General features: G+C 68.9%; 15 protein-coding genes. 10 read left to right on the top strand and 5 right to left on the bottom strand.

Features of this window, described 5'->3' with window-relative positions; translation table 11 throughout:
• Positions 1-205: 205 nt before the first annotated feature.
• Complete coding sequence (locus tag ACZ1DY_RS41840; protein WP_126730092.1) at positions 206-832, top strand: bifunctional DNA primase/polymerase; 627 nt, start codon at positions 206-208, stop codon at positions 830-832.
• 13 nt (positions 833-845) lie between these two features.
• Here ACZ1DY_RS41840 and ACZ1DY_RS41835 read toward each other — a convergent pair whose 3' ends face one another.
• A complete protein-coding gene (locus ACZ1DY_RS41835; RefSeq protein ID WP_465483004.1) occupies positions 846-3311 on the bottom strand; it encodes a DEAD/DEAH box helicase in 2466 nt (821 codons plus the stop codon).
• Between the two features lie 318 nt (positions 3312-3629).
• Between ACZ1DY_RS41835 and ACZ1DY_RS41830 the strand changes: the two genes are divergently transcribed.
• The 4 genes from ACZ1DY_RS41830 to ACZ1DY_RS41815 all read left to right on the top strand — a co-directional run bounded on the left by ACZ1DY_RS41830 (position 3630) and on the right by ACZ1DY_RS41815 (position 7911).
• Positions 3630-5924 carry a sodium-translocating pyrophosphatase gene (locus ACZ1DY_RS41830; RefSeq protein WP_257483210.1) on the top strand — a complete coding sequence of 765 codons (2295 nt, stop codon included), beginning with the start codon at positions 3630-3632 and terminating at the stop codon, positions 5922-5924.
• A gap of 112 nt (positions 5925-6036) precedes the next feature.
• The gene (locus tag ACZ1DY_RS41825; RefSeq protein WP_465483003.1) at positions 6037-6588 is read left to right on the top strand and encodes a hypothetical protein; all 552 of its coding nucleotides are present in this window, start codon (positions 6037-6039) and stop codon (positions 6586-6588) included.
• A 92-nt stretch (positions 6589-6680) separates the two neighbouring features.
• Positions 6681-7265 carry a hypothetical protein gene (locus ACZ1DY_RS41820; protein ID WP_465483002.1) on the top strand — a complete coding sequence of 195 codons (585 nt, stop codon included), beginning with the start codon at positions 6681-6683 and terminating at the stop codon, positions 7263-7265.
• A 34-nt stretch (positions 7266-7299) separates the two neighbouring features.
• Positions 7300-7911, top strand: a complete 612-nt coding sequence (locus ACZ1DY_RS41815; RefSeq protein ID WP_126730099.1) for a hypothetical protein — start codon at positions 7300-7302, stop codon at positions 7909-7911.
• 141 nt (positions 7912-8052) lie between these two features.
• Here the strand turns inward: ACZ1DY_RS41815 and ACZ1DY_RS41810 are convergent, their stop codons facing one another.
• Entirely contained in the window at positions 8053-8865 is an 813-nt protein-coding gene (locus ACZ1DY_RS41810) for a S1 family peptidase (RefSeq protein WP_465483001.1), read from the bottom strand.
• A 269-nt stretch (positions 8866-9134) separates the two neighbouring features.
• Here ACZ1DY_RS41810 and topA point away from each other — a divergent pair, with 269 nt between their 5' ends.
• Positions 9135-12041, top strand: a complete 2907-nt coding sequence (gene topA, locus ACZ1DY_RS41805; RefSeq protein ID WP_257483205.1) for a type I DNA topoisomerase — start codon at positions 9135-9137, stop codon at positions 12039-12041.
• Positions 12042-12107: 66 nt separating this feature from the next.
• On the opposite strand, the gene ACZ1DY_RS41800 is transcribed toward topA, so the two are convergent.
• The 3 genes from ACZ1DY_RS41800 to ACZ1DY_RS41790 are packed head-to-tail and all read right to left on the bottom strand — an operon-like array spanning position 12108 to position 14858.
• Positions 12108-13625 carry a carboxylesterase/lipase family protein gene (locus ACZ1DY_RS41800; RefSeq protein WP_465483000.1) on the bottom strand — a complete coding sequence of 506 codons (1518 nt, stop codon included), beginning with the start codon at positions 13623-13625 and terminating at the stop codon, positions 12108-12110.
• 11 nt (positions 13626-13636) lie between these two features.
• Positions 13637-14263 carry a VC0807 family protein gene (locus ACZ1DY_RS41795; protein WP_465482999.1) on the bottom strand — a complete coding sequence of 209 codons (627 nt, stop codon included), beginning with the start codon at positions 14261-14263 and terminating at the stop codon, positions 13637-13639.
• A 4-nt stretch (positions 14264-14267) separates the two neighbouring features.
• Positions 14268-14858, bottom strand: coding sequence for a TetR/AcrR family transcriptional regulator (locus tag ACZ1DY_RS41790; protein ID WP_257483202.1), 591 nt, complete (start codon positions 14856-14858; stop codon positions 14268-14270).
• Between the two features lie 112 nt (positions 14859-14970).
• Here ACZ1DY_RS41790 and ACZ1DY_RS41785 point away from each other — a divergent pair, with 112 nt between their 5' ends.
• The 4 genes from ACZ1DY_RS41785 to ACZ1DY_RS41770 are packed head-to-tail and all read left to right on the top strand — an operon-like array spanning position 14971 to position 18411.
• Positions 14971-15762, top strand: coding sequence for an ESX secretion-associated protein EspG (locus ACZ1DY_RS41785; protein ID WP_465482998.1), 792 nt, complete (start codon positions 14971-14973; stop codon positions 15760-15762).
• Positions 15755-16528 (top strand): ESX secretion-associated protein EspG, encoded by a 774-nt coding sequence (locus ACZ1DY_RS41780; RefSeq protein ID WP_126730107.1) that lies wholly within the window; start codon positions 15755-15757, stop codon positions 16526-16528. Before ACZ1DY_RS41785 ends, ACZ1DY_RS41780 begins: the two co-directional genes overlap by 8 nt.
• A gap of 43 nt (positions 16529-16571) precedes the next feature.
• The gene (locus ACZ1DY_RS41775) at positions 16572-17792 is read left to right on the top strand and encodes a hypothetical protein (RefSeq protein WP_465482997.1); all 1221 of its coding nucleotides are present in this window, start codon (positions 16572-16574) and stop codon (positions 17790-17792) included.
• A gap of 4 nt (positions 17793-17796) precedes the next feature.
• Positions 17797-18411 carry a hypothetical protein gene (locus tag ACZ1DY_RS41770; RefSeq protein WP_465482996.1) on the top strand — a complete coding sequence of 205 codons (615 nt, stop codon included), beginning with the start codon at positions 17797-17799 and terminating at the stop codon, positions 18409-18411.
• The last annotated feature ends 105 nt before the right edge of the window (positions 18412-18516 follow it).

Here is an 18516-nt window from a genome sequence, read left to right as displayed (position 1 = left end):
GCCCGATAACCGGACGTCCGGTGTTCGGTCCGTCCGGTCGCACTACCGCGCGTTCATCGCTAAGTAACCGCCGGTTGTCGCGTGAGGTCTTCTCCCGATGTGCAACTTGCCGTTTATTGAGATGTGCGCCACTTCGAAAAGTTCGCCGAGGCCGGTGCGACAGAGAACAGACACAGGACAGAGTTGACCTGAGGCAGGGACAGTAATGTTGGACGCGAATTGGCCGGACAGCTGGCGGGGCGCCTTCCGCATCGAAATGCGTGCGGAGGCGATCGGTCTCGCCTGGCGTGGCTGGCCGGTGCTCCCGGGCGCCGAGCCCGCGGCGCTCACCGCCGACGGTGACGACCTCACCTGGCGGCGTCCGGTCCCGGCCCAGGACAACTGGCGTGAACTGACCGAGACCCACCCCCACGAGGTCGCCACCTGGTTCGGCGACGACACGCACAGCCTGCTCGTCGCCACCGGCACCGTGCTCGACGCCATCGAGGTCGACGACGAACTCGGCAAGGCCGCCGCCCGCCTGCTGCGCGCCACCGGTCACCCCGCCCCGATCGTCGCGATGCCGAACGGCCGCTGGCTGTTCCTCACCACCGTCGCCACGAGCATCCCGCGGGAACTGGCCGACCAGGCCTCGATCCAGTGGCACGGCGCGAACGGCTACATCCCGCTGCCCCCGTCGCCGTTCCAGCACGGTGTCGTGCACTGGCGGGTCAAGCCCGAGGTCTGGGGCTGGCAGCTGCCCGAGGCCACCGACGTGCACGACGTGCTCGTCCGTGCGCTGGCCGGTGGCCAGGCCGTCGCCCCGGTGGCGAGCCTCAGCACCGCCGCCTGATCAACCCACAATTTCAAGCCACCCCGTGGCCGGACACGGACCCGTGCTGACGCAAAGCCCCGAGCACGGTGTCCAGAACGGCCACCGCCCCCGCCTTGTCCAGCGGATCGTTGCCGTTCCCGCACTTCGGCGACTGGACGCAGGACGGGCAGCCGGCCGGGCACTCGCAGGAAACGATCGCCTCCCGCGTTGCGGCCAGCCAAGGGACAATCGCGGCAAATCCGCGGTCGGCGAATCCCGCACCCCCGGGATGGCCATCGTGCACGAACACCGTCGCCTCCCCGGTGTCCTCGTGCCACGCGGTCGACACCCCGCCAATGTCCCAGCGGTCGCAAGTAGCGAACAGCGGTAGCAGGCCGATCGCCGCGTGCTCGGCGGCATGCAGGGCACCGGGGACGCGCGCCGGATCCAACTCGGCGCCCGTCCCCGGTGCCCCGCCAAGTTCCTCGGTCCCCACCCTGGAGCCTCCGGTCCCCACCGGCTCCAGAGCTTCGGTCCCCGTCCGATGGCCCCCGGTCCCCGCCACGCCATCGGACGCGCCGAGCAGCTCGGCCGAGATCGTGTACCAGACGGCACGGGTGTGCAGGCTCTGCTCCGGCAGATCCAGCGGAGTCTGGTCCAGCACCTCACCGGACGGACGTCTCCGCAAGTAGCCGACCACTTGCGAGCTCACCGAAACCTCGCCGAGGTTCACCGTGACCCCGCCGTGCACTCGCTTCTCTTCGGTGCGCAGCACGCTGATGTCGACGATCTCGCGCGGTGACGTGGTCCAGTCCGGATCCTCCGCGTGCACCAGGGCGAGCCCGGTCTCCAGATCCAGTTCGTCGACCACATAGGACGAACCCTGGTGCAGGTACACCGCACCGGGATGGACCGCGTAGCAGGCTGAACCCGGGTCGACCGTGCCGAGCATCCGGCCGGAATCGGCTTCCACCACCGCGATCTGCTCGCCGCCGGACCCCCGGATGCCGACCTCGGCGTGTGGCCGGTCGCGCGAGGTCCAGTACCAGCCGCTCGTGCGGCGGCGGACGATCTTCTCCTTGACCAGGTCGGCGAGCACGGCGCGCGCCGGGTCCCCGCCGAAGGCCGCGACCTCCGGCTCGGTCAGCGGGAGTTCGGCGATGGCGCACGCCAGCTGCGGCCCGAGCACGTACGGATTCGACGGGTCGAGGACGGCGGCCTCCACCGGGCGGTCCAGGATCGCGGCCGGATGGTGCACGAGATAGGTGTCCAGCGGGTCGTCGCGGGCCACGAAGACGACCAGTGCCGCGTCGCCGGCGCGCCCGGCCCGGCCGGCCTGCTGCCAGAACGACGCGAGCGTGCCCGGATAGCCCGCCAGCACCACCGCGTCCAGCCCGGCGATGTCGACCCCGAGTTCGAGCGCGTTCGTCGTCGCGACACCGAGCAACCGCCCGGACAGCAGCGCCGCTTCGAGGGCTCGCCGTTCCTCCGGCAGATACCCGGAGCGGTACGCGGCGACGGATTCCGCCAGCGAACCGTCCACTTCGGACAGAATCCGCCTGGCGCCGAGCGCGGTCAGCTCGGCGCCTCGCCGCGACCGGACGAACGCCAGCGAGCGAGCGCCTTCGATGACCAGTTCGGCGAGGATCCGGGCAGCCTCGGCGCCCGCCGAGCGCCGCACCGGTGCCCCGTTCTCACCCGAGAGTTCCGACAGCAGCGGGGGTTCCCACAACGCGACCGTGCGGGCGCCGCGCGGCGAGCCGTCCTCGGTGACCGGGACGCAGTCCTGCCCCGTGAGCTTCGACGCGAACGCCGCCGGATCCGCCGTCGTCGCGGACGCGAGGACGAAGACCGGCGAAGCACCGTAGTACGCCGCGACCCTTCGCAGCCTGCGCAACAGCAGCGCCACATGGGAACCGAAGACCCCGCGGTAGCTGTGGCACTCGTCGACGACGACGAACGAGAGCCGCCGGAAGAACCGGGACCAGCGCGCGTGCGACGAGAGGATCCCGCGGTGCAGCATGTCCGGGTTCGTGAACACCCAGTTCGCGTGTGCGCGGACCCAGTCCCGCTCCTCCATCGGGGTGTCGCCGTCGAACGACGCCGCCCGCGCCTTTTTGATGTCCAAAGAGGACACCGCGCGCAACTGATCGGCGCCGAGCGCCTTGGTCGGCGACAGGTACAGCGCCGTGGCCCGCTCGTCCTCGACCAGTGCCGAGAGCACCGGCAGCTGGTACGCGAGCGACTTGCCCGACGCGGTGCCTGTCGAGATCACGACGTGCTCGCCTTCGCGGACCAAGGACGCGGCTTCCGCCTGATGCCGCCATGGCGCCTCGACCCCGTGCGCCTTCAGCGCCTCGACGACGGGACCCGCTACCCAATCCGGCCAGTCGACGAAATCCGCCGGACGAGCCGGCAGCTCGGCCACATGGGTGACCGGGTACAGCGAAGCCGGGATCCCCGCCGTCGCGCGGTCGAGAAGCCGCCGGCCCTTGCCGGATCGCACCGTGCCGTCCACCTTCGGAAGCTTCGCACAGCGCACCGACAGAAACGGTCCGCCGCCGGACGGAACAGGCACTGGAAGCGGCCGCTGATGATCGATACAGTGACCAGCCTCACAAGATTACGGAACGTACGGTGGCGGGGACGCCTTGCCGCCCGCCATCCCACTACCAATACACTCCCGCAATCCACACCGTCTGTGGCGAGCGTCATGTGAGACGTGCCTTGCAGTGCGACTAGCGTGACGTTCGGCTCAGCTCCCCATGCCAACGTCGGAACGCCGGCTCCATCGGCGGATCGTCGTTGGCCAACGGCGACGTCTCCAGGAGGACGAATGTCCCGGCAGTTCCTCGCGGAGGGCGAACTCACGCTCTCCGGAGGTGGTTACACCATCGTCGGTGTGATCGCCGTGGTCGCCCTTGCCGCACTGGTCATCGGCTACGTTCTGATGAAGGAGGTCCTGGCCGCGGGCCAGGGCACCTCCAAGATGCAGGACATCGCGAAGGCAGTGCAGGAAGGCGCGGCTGCCTATCTCAAACGGCAGCGCAACACTCTCGCGATCTTCGGCGCGATCGTTTTCGTGCTGCTCTTCGCTTTGCCGGCCGATGACTGGAACGAGAAGATCGGCAGGTCCATCTTCTTCTTGGTCGGTGCCGGATTCTCCTTCGCGATCGGCTATCTCGGCATGTGGCTGGCGACGCAGGCGAACCTGCGTGTCGCGGCCGCTTCGCGCGAGGCGGGCGGTCGCGAGAAGGCGATGCGCCTGGCCTTCCGCACCGGTGGCGTCGTCGGCATGATCACCGTCGGTCTCGGCCTCTTCGGCGCCGCGGTGGTCGTCCTCGTCTACACCGGACAGGCCCCGAAGGTGTTGGAGGGCTTCGGTTTCGGTGCCGCGCTGATCGCGATGTTCATGCGTGTCGGCGGCGGTATCTTCACGAAGGCCGCCGACGTCGGCGCGGACCTGGTCGGCAAGGTCGAGCAGGGCATCCCCGAGGACGACCCGCGCAACGCGGCCACCATCGCCGACAACGTCGGTGACAACGTGGGCGACTGCGCCGGGATGGCGGCGGACCTCTTCGAGTCGTACGCGGTCATGCTCGTCGCGGCGCTGATCCTGGGTAGCACGGCCTTCGGCGTGCACGGCCTGATCTTCCCGCTCATCGTTCCCGCCATCGGCGTGATCACCGCGGTCATCGGTGTCTACATCACCAAGGCCAAGGCGGGTGAAGGCGGCCTGGTCACGATCAACCGCTCGTTCTACATCTCCGCGGGGATTTCCGCGGTGCTCTCGACGATCGCCGCGTTCGTCTACCTGCCCGGTTCGTTCTCCGAGCTGACCAGCGGTGCCACCAGCGAGCCCGGCAACCCGGCGCTGATCGCGACCATCTCGGTGCTCATCGGCATCGTGCTCGCGGCGGTCATCCTCAAGCTCACCGGCTACTACACCGGCACCGAGCACAAGCCGGTCAAGGAGGTCGGCAAGTCTTCGGAAACCGGTGCGGCGACGGTGATCCTGGCCGGTATCTCGGTCGGTTTCGAGTCCGCCGTGTACACCGCGCTGGTCATCAGCGCGGCCGTGTTCGGCGCGTACCTGCTCGGTGGCGGCGTCGCGCTGTTCGCCGTGGCGCTGGCCGGTACCGGTCTGCTCACCACGGTCGGCGTCATCGTCGCGATGGACACCTTCGGCCCGATTTCGGACAACGCGCAGGGCATCGCCGAGATGTCGGGCGACGTCGACGAGGACGCGGCGCAGATCCTCACCGAACTCGACGCGGTCGGCAACACCACCAAGGCCATCACCAAGGGCATCGCGATCGCCACGGCGGTCCTCGCGGCGACGGCGCTGTTCGGGTCCTATCAGGACGCGATCAGCAAGGCGCTGAAGTCGATCCCGGAGGCGGCGCAGGCCAGCGCGTCCGCGCTGAACTTCTTCGTCAACGAAGTAGTCAGCCCGAACACCCTGGTCGGTGTCATCATCGGTGCGGCGGTCGTGTTCCTGTTCTCCGGTCTCGCGGTCAACGCGGTGTCCCGTGCCGCCGGCGCGGTCGTCTACGAGGTGCGCCGCCAGTTCCGCGACATCCCGGGGATCATGGAGGGCACCACCCGTCCCGAGTACGGCCGGGTCGTCGACATCGTCACGCGCGACTCGCTGCGTGAGCTGACCACGCCCGGTCTGCTCGCGGTCTTCGCCCCCATCGCGGTCGGCTTCGGCCTCGGCACCGGCGCGCTCGCCGGTTACCTGGCCGGCGCGATCGCTTCCGGCACCCTGATGGCGATCTTCCTCGCCAACTCCGGTGGCGCCTGGGACAACGCGAAGAAGCTCGTGGAGGACGGAAGCCACGGCGGCAAGGGGTCGGACGCGCACGAGGCCACCATCATCGGTGACACCGTGGGTGACCCGTTCAAGGACACCGCCGGTCCCGCGATCAACCCGCTGATCAAGGTGATGAACCTGGTGTCGGTGCTGATCGCCCCGGCGGTCGTGCAGTTCTCGATCGGCGCGGACGCGAACGTCGGCATCCGCATCGCGATCTCGCTGGTCGCCGTCGCGATCATCGTCGCGGCGATCGTGGTCTCCAAGCGTCGCGAGTCGGTTCTTTCCGAGACCCCCGCGCAAACGAAGGCGTAGCGGTTTCTTTACCGCCGGGCCCGCCACGATCTTTTCGTGGCGGGCCCGGCGTCTGTCCGGCGCAGGCTAATGTCTGCCCGTCACGCCGATCCGATCCGGGGGAGTCCCTGCCATGAGGCGTCCGATCGTCCTGTTCGCCGCCGTTTTCCTGCTGGCGGGCTGTGGTGGCGCCGAGCGGACGGCCGCTCCTTCTCCTTCTTCTCCCGCCCCCGCGGCCGGGAGTTCCTGGATGGACGGTTTCTGCGGTTCGCTGATCGACTTCGCCAAGATCGGCGATTTCCGGCTGCCCGACTTCGAGCAGGACGACGTCGTCAGTGCGCGGAAGGCGATGGACGAGGCCTTCGGGGTGTTCGCGCCCGGGTTCGACAACGCGGTCACCGGATTGGGGAAGCTCGGCCAGGCGCCGAGCGCGGAAGCCGACGCGGCGCGCAAGAGCATCGTCGACACGCTGACGCCCATCCGGGACAAGGTGCTCGCCGCGAAGTCCGCCCTCGACGCGGCACCGAAGGACGACAAGGCCGCCGTTGCGGCCGCCGCGGTCTCCTTCCGGCGAATCGGAGCCGACATCAACGACATGCCCGACCCGTTCCAGCAGCTGGAAACGAACGTTTCGTTGAAAACGCTGGCCGCACAGGCCCCGAACTGCAAGAAGCTGCCTTCCTGACCGTTCTTCGGCGTCGCGTTGATTTGCATTGCCCCCCGGTATCGGTACCGTCGGGGGCCAGCCGGGAAGTCGTCAGGTCGGGAGGTGTTTTCGTGCGGCCGCGGTTCACCGTCCTTGCCGCGCTAGCAACAGGTATCGGACTCGGCCTCGCCGGGTGCGGGCAGCAGCCCGCGGTGACTTCCCACGCCAGACAAGAAGGTCTCGCGACGGTCAGCGCGTCGGAGGCCGACCCCGCCTCCGCATGGACGGAGGGGTACTGCGGCGCGGCGGGCGGCCTCGTCCGGACGCTGGCGACGCTGCCCAGCGTCGATCCGAGCACGCCAGAGCAGGCTTCCCGTACCTCCAGCGAACTGATGGCCTCGGTCGTCGAAGGGCTGGACCGGACCTCCGCCGCCATGGCGAACCTCGGGCCGGCGCCGGTCGCGGGCGGTGACTCCGCGCGCACGTCCGCCGTCGCCCAGCTCGACGGCATCCGGGCCCGCGCCGACGACGTCCGCCACCGCCTCGACTCCTCAAGCGACCCCGAAGCGACGAAAACGGCGCTTCGCGACGCGAGGACGTCCCTCGATGAACTAGACCGCCTCGACCTCCTCAGGGGCCTTAACGACGTCCCTCAGCTCGCCGCGGCGAGCAGCCGGATCCCGAATTGCCAGGATTTGGTCAAACAACCTCGCTGAGTCACCGCCTCATCACTGGCCATGAGTCGAACTTGTGTTCTATTCTGTCCGGGTGGACGGGACGATCTCGCTCTTCTCGGCGGAGGCGAGCGGGCCGGGGCTCGCCGACCTCGCCGGAGTGCTGTGCGGGCCCGGGCGGATGACGGGTTTCGGGCGGACGGCCGCGCGGCTGTCCGCCGTGGTCGACGAGCCGTGGCGGGCGGGTGCCCTCGCCAGGGAATGCCGTCGTCGCGGCGCGGAGGCGCAGGTCTCGGCCGCCGAATGCGGGCGGCCGCTCGTGAGAACGCCGTTCCGGGTCGATCTGCTGCCACTTGAGCAGCGCTGGAACCGTGGTGAAGAGAAGGTCCTGCCGGAGGGCTTCCGGCTCGATGGGGCCATGTTGAGGATGTGGGCGCTGGCGGCGGGCAGTCCGCAGGGCAACGGCTACCTGCTCGCGCTGGATCCGGAGGCGCCGGAGACGCATGAGCGGCTGATCACGGCGCTGGCCCAGCTGGGCGTCCCGGCGAAGGTGCAGAAAGGTGAAGAGGCGCTGCTGCGGGTCACCGGCCGGAGGCGGCTCGCGCACGTGCTGGAGCTGATCGGAGACGCGCCGGCGGGTGCCGAGCCCGCTTGGCCGAGCCTGGTGCCCGTGGTGCGCGCCGTCTGACGCTCGTGAGTGGTGAGGACGGTTCTAACCGTCCTCACCACTCACGAGGCAAGAAGCCCCGGCCGCGCTCGTGTCGTCCATCCAGTCACGCGTGTCGTCCGGTCGATCACGTGACCTCGTCGGTGCGCGAGGGTCAGGCGGTCAGGGTTTCGGAGCCCGGCAGTCCGGGTTCGAAAGGTCCAGTTCACTGTGGGAGAGACAGGAGGTCAGCTGGTAGGTCTGCTGCCCGTAGTTGATGCCCTTCCGCACGGTCACCTTCCCGGCCGCGTCGACCTCGCACGGGTTGTTCATCGTGCACCGCTGGCCGCTCTCGTTGCCGGTGTTGTTGACGCCGACGACCTTCCCCGTGGCGGTCTCGATGATCGGCGACCCCGAGGTCCCGCCGATCGTCTTGCACGCCGAGGTGTACCTGATCGAGTCCTTCCAGACCCAGTTCGCCTCGCGCAGTTCGTGGACGAAGCCGTCGACGTTGCAGGAGTAGATCTTCTTCCAGTAACCCGACACCACGTCCATCGCGATACCCGCCGACGGACGGGTCGGCGAGAGCGTCAGCGGGGCGATACCGTAGGCCGACTTGATCTTGGCGTAGCTGGTGTCGAGCTGGTAGAGCGAGACGTCGGTGTCGGTCATCGTCGCGTAGAGCAGCTTCTTGGCCTTGAGCGTGCCGAGCGAGGAACGGCCGTCCTTGGACAGCAGGCTGAAGGTCCGCGTGGACGGCTTGTCGACGATTACTTCCCCGGGGTCCGGGAAACCTTCTTGCAGGCAATGCCCGTTGGACAGGACGAGGGCCGGGTCGTCGAGGCTCGCCTCGGGCGGTTTGACCACCGACCCGGAGCAGTTCGACAACGCCACGGTTCCGGCGAAGGTGTTCGTGGCCGCGTGCGCCGGCGCGATGCCGACCAGGGCGGACGCGGTCAGCATGGCGAACAGTGTGCCGAGGAGTCGTCGGGTCACGTGGAGTCCTTTCGGGTCGGCGTGGACATCAAGTGAAGCGTTGGCGGGAGGTGAGCCACCACCGTCGAACGGAGGGTGTTCGCCCCGTCACGCGGGACCCCAGGCGGACGTGTCCGACATCACGTGCTAGGTGTTGAAAGGAAACATCGACGAGGTCAGCGGCGATGCGCTGGACACACGATCGGCGGCGTGTTGCACCACCTAGCCGTGGTCCGGGCGGTGCGAGCGTGCACACTGACGGGTCGAGAGGCGGCGCGAAGGCGCCGAAGATGAGCGGAGAGCAGGACAGCGTGGCAGGAGCACGGACGAAGAAGACCGCGGCGTCGGACGACGGCGCGGGCCGTCGTCGGCTGGTGATCGTCGAGTCGCCGACCAAGGCCCGCAAGATCGCCCCGTACCTCGGCGGTAACTACGTCGTGGAGTCCTCCGTCGGACACATCCGCGACCTCCCTCGCGGCGCGGCCGACGTCCCCGCCCAGTACAAGGGCGAGTCTTGGGCGCGGCTGGGTGTCGACGTCGACAACGACTTCAAGGCGCTCTACGTCGTCACGCCGGACAAGAAGTCCAAGGTCACGGAGCTGAAGGGCCTGCTGAAGGACGTCGACGAGCTCTACCTCGCCACGGACCCCGACCGCGAGGGCGAAGCCATCGCGTGGCATCTGCTGGAGACCCTCAAGCCGAAGGTCCCGGTGCGCCGGATGGTCTTCCACGAGGTCACCGAGCAGGCGATCCGCGCCGCGGCCGACAGCACCCGCGAGCTCGACGGCGACCTGGTCGACGCGCAGGAGACCCGCCGCATCCTGGACCGGCTCTACGGCTACGAGGTCTCGCCCGTGCTGTGGAAGAAGGTCATGCCGAAGCTTTCGGCGGGCCGCGTGCAGTCCGTCGCGACCAGGATCGTGGTCGAGCGGGAGCGCGAGCGCATGCGCTTCACCTCGGCGTCGTACTGGGACATCTCCGCCACGATGGACGCGGGCGCCGACGCGTCGCCGCGCAACTTCCCGGCCAGGATGATCGCCGTCGACGGCGCGCGCCTGGCCACCGGCCGTGACTTCGGCTCGGACGGGCAGCTCAAGACCGGCACCTCATCGAACACCGAGATCCGCGTGCTGGCCGAGGCCGACGCGGTCCGGCTGGCCGAGGCCCTGAAGAACCGCGACTTCAAGGTCGCGAGCGTCGAGGAGAAGCCTTACACGCGGAAGCCGTACGCGCCCTTCATGACCTCGACTCTGCAGCAGGAGGCGGGCCGCAAGCTGCGGTTCACCTCCGAGCGCACCATGCGGATCGCGCAGAAGCTGTACGAGAACGGGTACATCACTTATATGCGTACCGACTCCACGACGCTGTCGGAGTCGGCGATCTCGGCGGCGCGCAGCCAGGCGACGCAGCTGTACGGCAAGGAGTACGTCTCGCCGTCGCCGCGCCAGTACACCCGCAAGGTGAAGAACGCGCAGGAGGCCCACGAGGCGATCCGTCCTTCGGGCGAGGTCTTCCGCACGCCGGGCCAGGTCGCGAAGGATCTGGACACCGACGAGTACCGCCTTTACGAGATGATCTGGCAGCGCACGATCGCGTCGCAGATGGCGGACGCGAAGGGCACCACGATGTCGGTGCGCATCGTCGGCACCGCCACCAGCGGCGAGGAGGTCACGTTTGCCTCGTCGGGCCGCACGATCACCTTCGCCGGGTTCCTCAAGGCGTACGTCGAGGCCGTCGACACCGAGAGCGGTGGCGAGGCGGACGACAAGCAGAGCCGTCTCCCGCAGCTGGTCAAGGACCAGGCGCTGACCGCGACCGAGCTGAGCCCGGACGGGCACACCACGTCGCCGCCGGCGCGGTACTCGGAGCCGAGCCTGGTCAGCAAGCTCGAAGAGCTGGGCATCGGCCGCCCGTCGACGTACGCGTCGATCATCAAGACCATCCAGGACCGCGGCTACGTGTGGAAGAAGGGTTCCGCGCTGGTGCCGTCCTGGGTCGCGTTCGCCGTGATCGGCCTGATGGAGCGGCACTTCGAGCGGCTGGTCGACTACGACTTCACCGCCGGTATGGAGGACGAGCTCGACCGCATCGCCGCCGGTGACGAGCACCGCACGCAGTGGCTGTCGAAGTTCTACTTCGGTGGCGACATGGGTGTCGACGGTTCGGTCGGCCGTCTCGGCGGGCTGAAGAAGCTGGTCGGCTCGGGTGTCGAGGACATCGACGCCCGCGAGATCAACTCGATCCCCCTGTTCACCGACGCCGACGGGCACACCGTCGTCGTGCGTGTCGGCCGCTACGGCCCGTACCTCGAGCGCGAGGTCGACGGGACGTCGCAGCGGGCGAACCTGCCCGAGGACCTGCCGCCGGACGAGCTGACCAAGGAGATCGCGGAGAAGCTGTTCGCGACGCCGCAGGAAGGCCGTGTTCTCGGCAAGGACCCGGTCAGCGGACACGAGATCGTGGCGAAGGAAGGCCGCTTCGGCCCGTACGTCACCGAGCTCCTGCCCGAGCCGGAGCCGCTGCCCGAAGGCGCGACGGCCGCGCAGAAGAAGGCAGCCAAGGCGAAGCAGCCGAAGCCGCGGACGGGCTCACTGTTCAAGTCGATGTCGATCGAGACGATGACCCTCGAAGACGCGCTGAAGCTGCTCTCGCTGCCGCGCGTGGTCGGCAAGGACCCGGAATCCGGCGACGAGATCACCGCGCAGAACGGGCGCTACGGGCCGTACCTGAAGAAGGGCACGGACTCGCGTTCGCTCACGACCGAGGACCAGCTGTTCTCGATCACGCTCGAAGAGGCGCTGAAGATCTACTCGGAGCCTAAGCAGCGTGGCCGGTCCGCGACCGCGAAGCCGCCGCTCAAGGAACTGGGCGACGACCCGGTGTCCGGTAAGCCGATGGTGGTCAAGGACGGCCGCTTCGGTCCGTACGTGACCGACGGCGAGTACAACGCGACGCTGCGGAAGTCCGACAGCATCGAGGAGCTGACCGCCGAGCGCGCCGCCGAACTGCTGGCGGAGAAGCGCGCGAAGGGGCCGGCGCCCAAGCGCAAGGCTCCGGCGCGGAAGACGGCGGCGTCGAAGACGACGGCCACCAAGACGACCGCTGCCAAGAAGACCGCCACGACCAAGACGGCGGCGACCAAGACCGCGGCGGCGAAGAAGCCCTCGACACGCTCGACGGCCACGAAAACGAAGTAGCTCCCTGAGCGCTATGAACGGGCCGTTCCCTGCAAATCTCGCAAGGAACGGCCCGTTCGACGCTCGTCAGGGGTGAAGGCCCGTCCAGAAGCCGCACCGGTGATCGGCCGCATGAGCGACCGGACGGATCGCGTCCGGCGCGAGCGACAGCACGACGTCCCGATCCCAGCGGGGTGACCCTGGCGAGTTCGGGTCACCCGTGCGCATGAACGTGGTCCAGTACGCGATCATCTGCTCCGAAAGGCGCTTCTGTCCCTCGTCCAGCGACTTTTCGACCCCGCTGAGCTCGAACAGATAGACCAGATCGAGGGCGTGCGCCGCGCCGTGCGGCACCGTGGGCACGTCGTTGCCGTTGACGTTGGGCGCGTTCTTGTCGTCAAACTCGTAGGCATACAACGGAGTTCGCCGGGAAAACAGCCTGTTCCCCTCGGCCGTCGGGCAGGCCCATGACCGGTCCGTGGTGACCGTCGCCCAGGCCAGGGCGGGCGAAAGGTGGTTGCGCGACGGGTATTCGGCCGCGACCTCGTCCGCGTGCTCGCCGAACGTCTTGTGCAGGAACTCCTGATAGCGCTCCTCGGTGATCGGCTTGAGCTTCTCGACACCGGCGATGAACGCTCGCATCTCGTCGTGCGTGCCGCCCGAAAGCACCGGCACCCGGTGGAAAGCGCCCCGCCGCACGGCTTTCGCGGGGTCGAGCGGGAGCAGCTGCGTCCCGTAGGTCAGATGATTGGCGAAGGACTGGTGGTCCTTCAGCAACTCCGCGGCCGGGAGACGACGCAGGCAGCCGAGCGCGTCCGGGCCCTCGCAGCCGTGGCTCGCGGCCATCGCGGCGCCGTCGGCTTCGGTCTTGACGAGCGGCGAGTACGGGGTCTGCGCGGGCTGATTCGGGATGAGACCGCCGGGAGGCCAGTTCAGCAGGCAGGAGCCGGACATGATCGCGGCCTTGTGGAACAGGCCTGCCGCGGCGGGCGAGGTGAGCAGTGCGCAGGTGCTCATCCCGCCCGCGGACTGCCCCGCCAGCGTGACGTTCCGCGGGTCGCCGCCGAACGCGGCGATGTTGCGCTGGGTCCAGCGCAACGCGGAAAGCTGGTCCATGAGCCCGAAATCGCCGGAACCCGCGAGGCCGGGAAGGCCGAAGTAGCCGAAGACGCCGAGCCGGTAGTTCGTCGTGACCACGACGACGTCGCCCTGATCCGCCAGCCGCTGCGCGCCGTAGAGGCTGCCCGCGTCCATCGTGTAACCGCCGCCGTGCAACCAGACGAGCACCGGCAGGCGACGGTTGCCCGCGTCACGCGGCACGGTGACGTTCAGGAAGAGACAGTCCTCGGCGCTGTCCGGCAGATACTGGGTGCAGGCGGGGCCGGGTTTCGTGGCGTCGGCGACGTCCTTCCACGGTTCTGGCGGGCGCGGCGGCTTCCAGCGGTCCTCGCCGACGGGTGGCGCGGCGAACCTGATCCCGTTGAACGTCCTGGTCGGACCGGATTCCACGCCGCGGACCGGGCCGGCGTCGGTGCGCACGACGAGCGGGTCCGCGGGGGCGACGATCGCGAGGAGACCGGTGACGATGGCCAGCAGGAGATGCATGAGCGGTCCTTTCAGGAGGCCGCGAGGTGGCGCCACAGCCCGACGCGGCGGAAATAGAGGTGTTGCAGTACCTGCACGGCGACGAACGTGACGCCGTACAGCGCGGTGCCGAGGGCGGGAACGGAGTCCACCGGCAGCGTGTACGCCAGCAGGACCCGCCCGGCGGCATCGGCGATCAGGGCAACGCCCCACAGGACGGTCGCGACCCGCCGAGCCCGCCGGAACCACTCGTGCCGTGGCCACAGCTCGTCCCAATCGCGGACGCGCAGGGTGTCCGCGAATCGGCTCTTCGCGACCATCGAGCGGGCCATGCCGTACGCGAGCGGCCTGGAGAACAGCAGCGAAACGAGGAATCCGGCGCCGATCACCCCGGTGACCCAGCCCGCCTTCGCCAGCATGAACCGCGGGCTGCCGGTGACGAAGGAGAAGCCGGCGCTGACCGCGAAGATCGTCAGCACGAAGATCGCGAGCGTGTCGATCTTCCGCCACCGGACCGCCCGGTAGAGGACGAAGAGCACGGTCGGCAGGGCGCAGAGGGCGAGCGCGAACAGCGCGCCGACGCCGAAGCCGCGAAGCACGTAGTACCCGGCGACGGGCACGACGACCTCGAGCAGCACCACACCCCACTGCCGGATCACGGGATCACTGCCTTCGGGTCGCGAGATCGAAGAGGGTCACCAGTTCGGCCGCGTAGGTGGTGAGGTCCGGCTCCGGCGTTCCGGCGAGCAGGAACACCGGGCCCTCCACCGAACGCCGGATCGTCGTCGCCATCACGTGGACGTCGAACTCGCGGAACTCGCCCGACTCCTGGCCCCAGCGCAGGATGCGTTCGACCGGTTCCAGCGCCGCCCGCTCGTTCGCCGGGTCGTAGTCGAGGGCGCCGCCCAGAAAGATGTTCAGCAGTGCGCGCATCCGGGTCGGCTGCGCGGCGGCGAACTCGAGGTTGGCCTCCAGGTACGTCCGCAGCGCCTCGCTCGCGGACGCGGGCTCGCTCATCCGCTCGGCCATGAACGCGCCGATCTCGCGGAAGACGTCTTCGAGGACCGTGCGGACGAGTTCCTCCTTGTTCGCGAAGTGGTACGAGATGAGTCCGGTGCTCGACAGCTTCGCCTGTTTCGCGATCCGGGCGAACGACGCGCGGGTGTAGCCGAGCTCGGCGATCGTCTCGATGGCCGCGGCCACGATCTGTGCGCGTCTCGCACTCTCGGTGAACGTCTTCGCTTTTGCTTGCATGAGCAAAAAATAGCTCAGGCGAGCAAAACTGTCGACCGGAAACCGCTCACCGACCGCTCGCCGAACGACCTCACCCGTTCGAACAAAAGTTCTAAAAATTGTCGGTACCAGGGTGTTCAATGGTCAGGTGAGCACTTCAACGACCGCTGTCTTCGACGTCATCGACGAGATCATCGCCCCGCTGGCCGCCGAGGTTCCGGAGCGTCCCTCGGTGATGGAGTTCTACGACCCGGAGCTCGCCGTGCCGCCGGTGCTGGCCGACGAGGAGCCGACTCCAGGGCTCACCCTGGCCGAGGAGGTGGAGCAGTACACCCGGTTCGTGAGCGGGATGGCGACCATCGGGCTGGCCCCCGGCGGTGAGGTCACGCCCGAGGCCGTCGGGCTGTATCGCGCGCTGCGCGGCGGGTTCATCCGCGGCGTGGTGACCGGTGTGTTCCCGTCGCGCGCGGAGCCGTGGGAGGTGCGGTTCTTCGGCGACGAGGACTACACGACGGTGCTGAACAAGCTCGGCAAGCGGGCGCGGCTGCGGTCCGGATTCCTCAGCGCGCTGCCGGGCTGGGTGTTCGACGGGCTGCCCGACCATCCGCCCGGCACCGGCGAGACCGTGCGCATCGAGACGGACGCGGGCGGGCTGATCCCGGTGCGGGCGCGCGATGCCGTCGAGGTGATCCGCGAGGGGGCTTCGCGGCCGCGGCACGGCACGGTCCTCGTCGATCTCGCGGTGCGGAACGCCATCCTCGCCGAGTATCCGCACGGCGCGTTCGGCCTGGTGGACAACGACCTCGGCCGGTACCAGTTCAGCGCGGCGATGGACGCCGACGGCCGCTGGACGCTCACCTGGGGCCCGGCCAGCCGGTCGACGGCCGAGCAATGGATCGTGAAGGCGGTGCAGAACCATGCGTGAACCGGCGACCGTGAAGGAACTGATGAGGCGCGCCGCCGAGCCGGTGCTGCGCGCCGTGCCCGAGCGGCGGAGCGTGTACCTGGGCTACGACCCGGAGATCACCGACGACGAGATCCGCCGCCTGTGCCCGTCCTACGACGGGCCGGCGGATCTCGTCACCCAGGCCGAGCGGTACGCGGCCAAGGCGGCGATGCTCGAAGAGGCCGGGCTGATGGAGAACGGCGAGATCCATCCGGCCGCGGTCCGGATGCACGGCGTGATGCTGCGGGGTTCGGTGCGAGGCGTCCTCACCGGCGTCTTCGCGTCCGCGCCCCGTTCGGTACGCGTCGATTGCTACGGCGACGGGCAGCAGGCGGTCGTCTGGCGGATGAGGTCGGGGCGGCGGACCACGTTCAGCCTGAGCGATTTCGGTGAGCTGGGCGCCCGCGTCTTCGGCGGGCTCCCCCACGTTCCCGCCGGTGAGACCGAGCCGATGCGCATCAGGATCGACGAGCACGGCGTGCCGTTGCCCGGCCAGGACGAGGAGGTCGGCCTGGTCGCCGACACGCTGAGCCGTCCGCGGACCGGCACGGCGATCCTCGACCTGGTCGCCTTCGGCGGGCTGAACGCCGAGTACCCGGACTACGGCTTCGTGATCGTCGACAACGATCTGGGGAGGTTCGTGTTGTACGCCGCCCCTTCCGAAGGGTGGCTGATGTTCGGTGGAATGGACCGCCGGGCACTGGCGGGCTGGCTGCACGAGGCGGTGGACATGAGCCGTACATAGTGCCGCTGGCGCCTTGGGCGATGAACGACTGGGGAGGGCGGGCATGGACCTGGACCGGCGCGCGGCCGACGCGTGGTTCCGGCGGCGAGGGCTGCCGATGGTCATCCACCGGCGGAGGCGTGGGGCGGCCATGTTGCGCCGGTCCACGCCAGGGCTGGTGTTCCTGTCCCTGCTCGACCTGCTCCTTGCCGGGCTGCTGAAGCTGCTCGACGTCCCCGAGGACGTGCTCGCGGCCAGGATGCGCAGCAGCGGCGTCGGCTACGTCCTCGGCGTGCTGGCGCTGACGTTCGCCGTGGTCGTGGTGCCGGTGATCGCGGGCCGCCTGATGGCGAAGCTGCTCCGCGTGCTCAGCCGCACCAGGGTCCGGTTGGCCGTCATGGCGGTGACGATCGGCTTCTGGTTGTTCGTTCTGCCGCTCGGCGAGCGGTTCACCGGGCTGGTGGCCTGGGACAACCCGCTGTGGGTCGCCGTGCTCGCCAACCTCGCCGCGCTGGGCGTGCTGATGCTGCTGGTCCGGATCGGCGTCGGTTCGATCCTGACCTGGGCGGCGCGGAGCGCGGTCGCGCAGGTCAGAGCCATCGGAACGCTGGCTTCGCGGGCGTTGCCGCTGCTCCTGCTGGTGGTGATGTTCAGCTTCTTCACCGCAGAGCTGTGGCAAGCGGTGGAACGGCTGACGCCCGGCCGGTTGTGGCTGGTGGCCGGCTTCCTCGTGCTGATCGGCGCGGTGTTCCTGGCGTCGATGCTGTCGGACGAGATCAAGGAGCTGAAGTCCTGGACCGTGGAACCCGGGGCGGCCGTCCTGCGCGGCACGCCGTTCGACGACGACACGCCTCCGCCGGAGCGGCGCGCCCTGACGAAGACCGAGCGCCTGAACATCGCCTTGGTGCTGTTCTTCGCCCAAGCCGTGCAGATCGTGGCGTTCGGGGTGCTGGTGTTCGCCTTCTTCGTCGTGTTCGGGGTGCTGATCCTCAGCCCCGAGGTCGTGACCGAGTTCGCCGGCCGTGAATCGGCGCCCGGAACACTGTTGGGTGTCCCCCTTCCGGTCAGTTCCGCGCTCGTCAACGTCTCCGTCTTCCTCGCCGTCTTCTCCGGTCTGTATTTCGCCGCATCGACCGCGACGGATGCCCGGTACCGGCGTTCTTTCTTCGAACCTTTGCTGGAGGATGTGAAGATCAGCCTCGCGGCGCGTGACATTTATCTGGCCCATTGGGCGGATGTGCGGCGGGCCGAGGTGGTTACCCTGGAAGCAGAGGACATTCCGTAGTGAGGTGGTCACCATGAGCGGGAAGGGCGAGACTCCCTTCTTCGATGCCCCCGACTTCGTGAAAGGCGACGGCACTCAGGCAGATCCTCCAGGCGACAGGTTCGCCGACCCGCTGTCCGGGCTGGTCACGACGGCCCCGGCGTCCCCTTCGGCGGGGGCCGACGACGTCCACGTGCAGGTGCCGGGACCGGTGCAGCCCGACCCCGAAGTCGTGAGCCGGATGGTCAACGCGGCCATGCTCGCGGACGAGCGGCCCGCCGAAAACCCGGGCCCCGAGCAGACCGCCGCGCAGCCGCCCGCGAGGGTCGTCAGCACGGTCGGTGAGCAGGGCGCTGCGCCGATCGGGATCCTGCCCCAGCAGCGCACCTGGCCGTCGAGGCCTTCCCAGCTGATCCGTCCGCCCCGGCGGGTGAAGCAGGAAGAGCCGGTCGATGTCGACGAAGAGGCCGAAGTCGAAGTACGGCGGGCAAAGCGCTCCATGCAGATGCCGCGGCTCGGCAAACCGTCGTCGAACACGGCCGGTGTCATGATCGCGATCGCCCTCATGATCATCTTCGCGTTCCTGGCCATCCAGCTGCTGGCCAGCCTGTTCAACAGCATCGCGGGGATCTTCGGGTAACCCGTCCGGCGGATACCGCCGGACGGGGCCGTCCGTCCAGACGTCACCCATCGGGATACCCTGGCCCTACGGTCGGGGTACCCGGTGTTGACCCGGGTCGCACCC

This window comes from Amycolatopsis sp. PSD-21, from assembly GCF_055561455.1.
The sequence above is the reverse complement of the archived record's forward strand: the minus strand, read 5'-3'. Positions and strand labels throughout refer to the sequence as shown.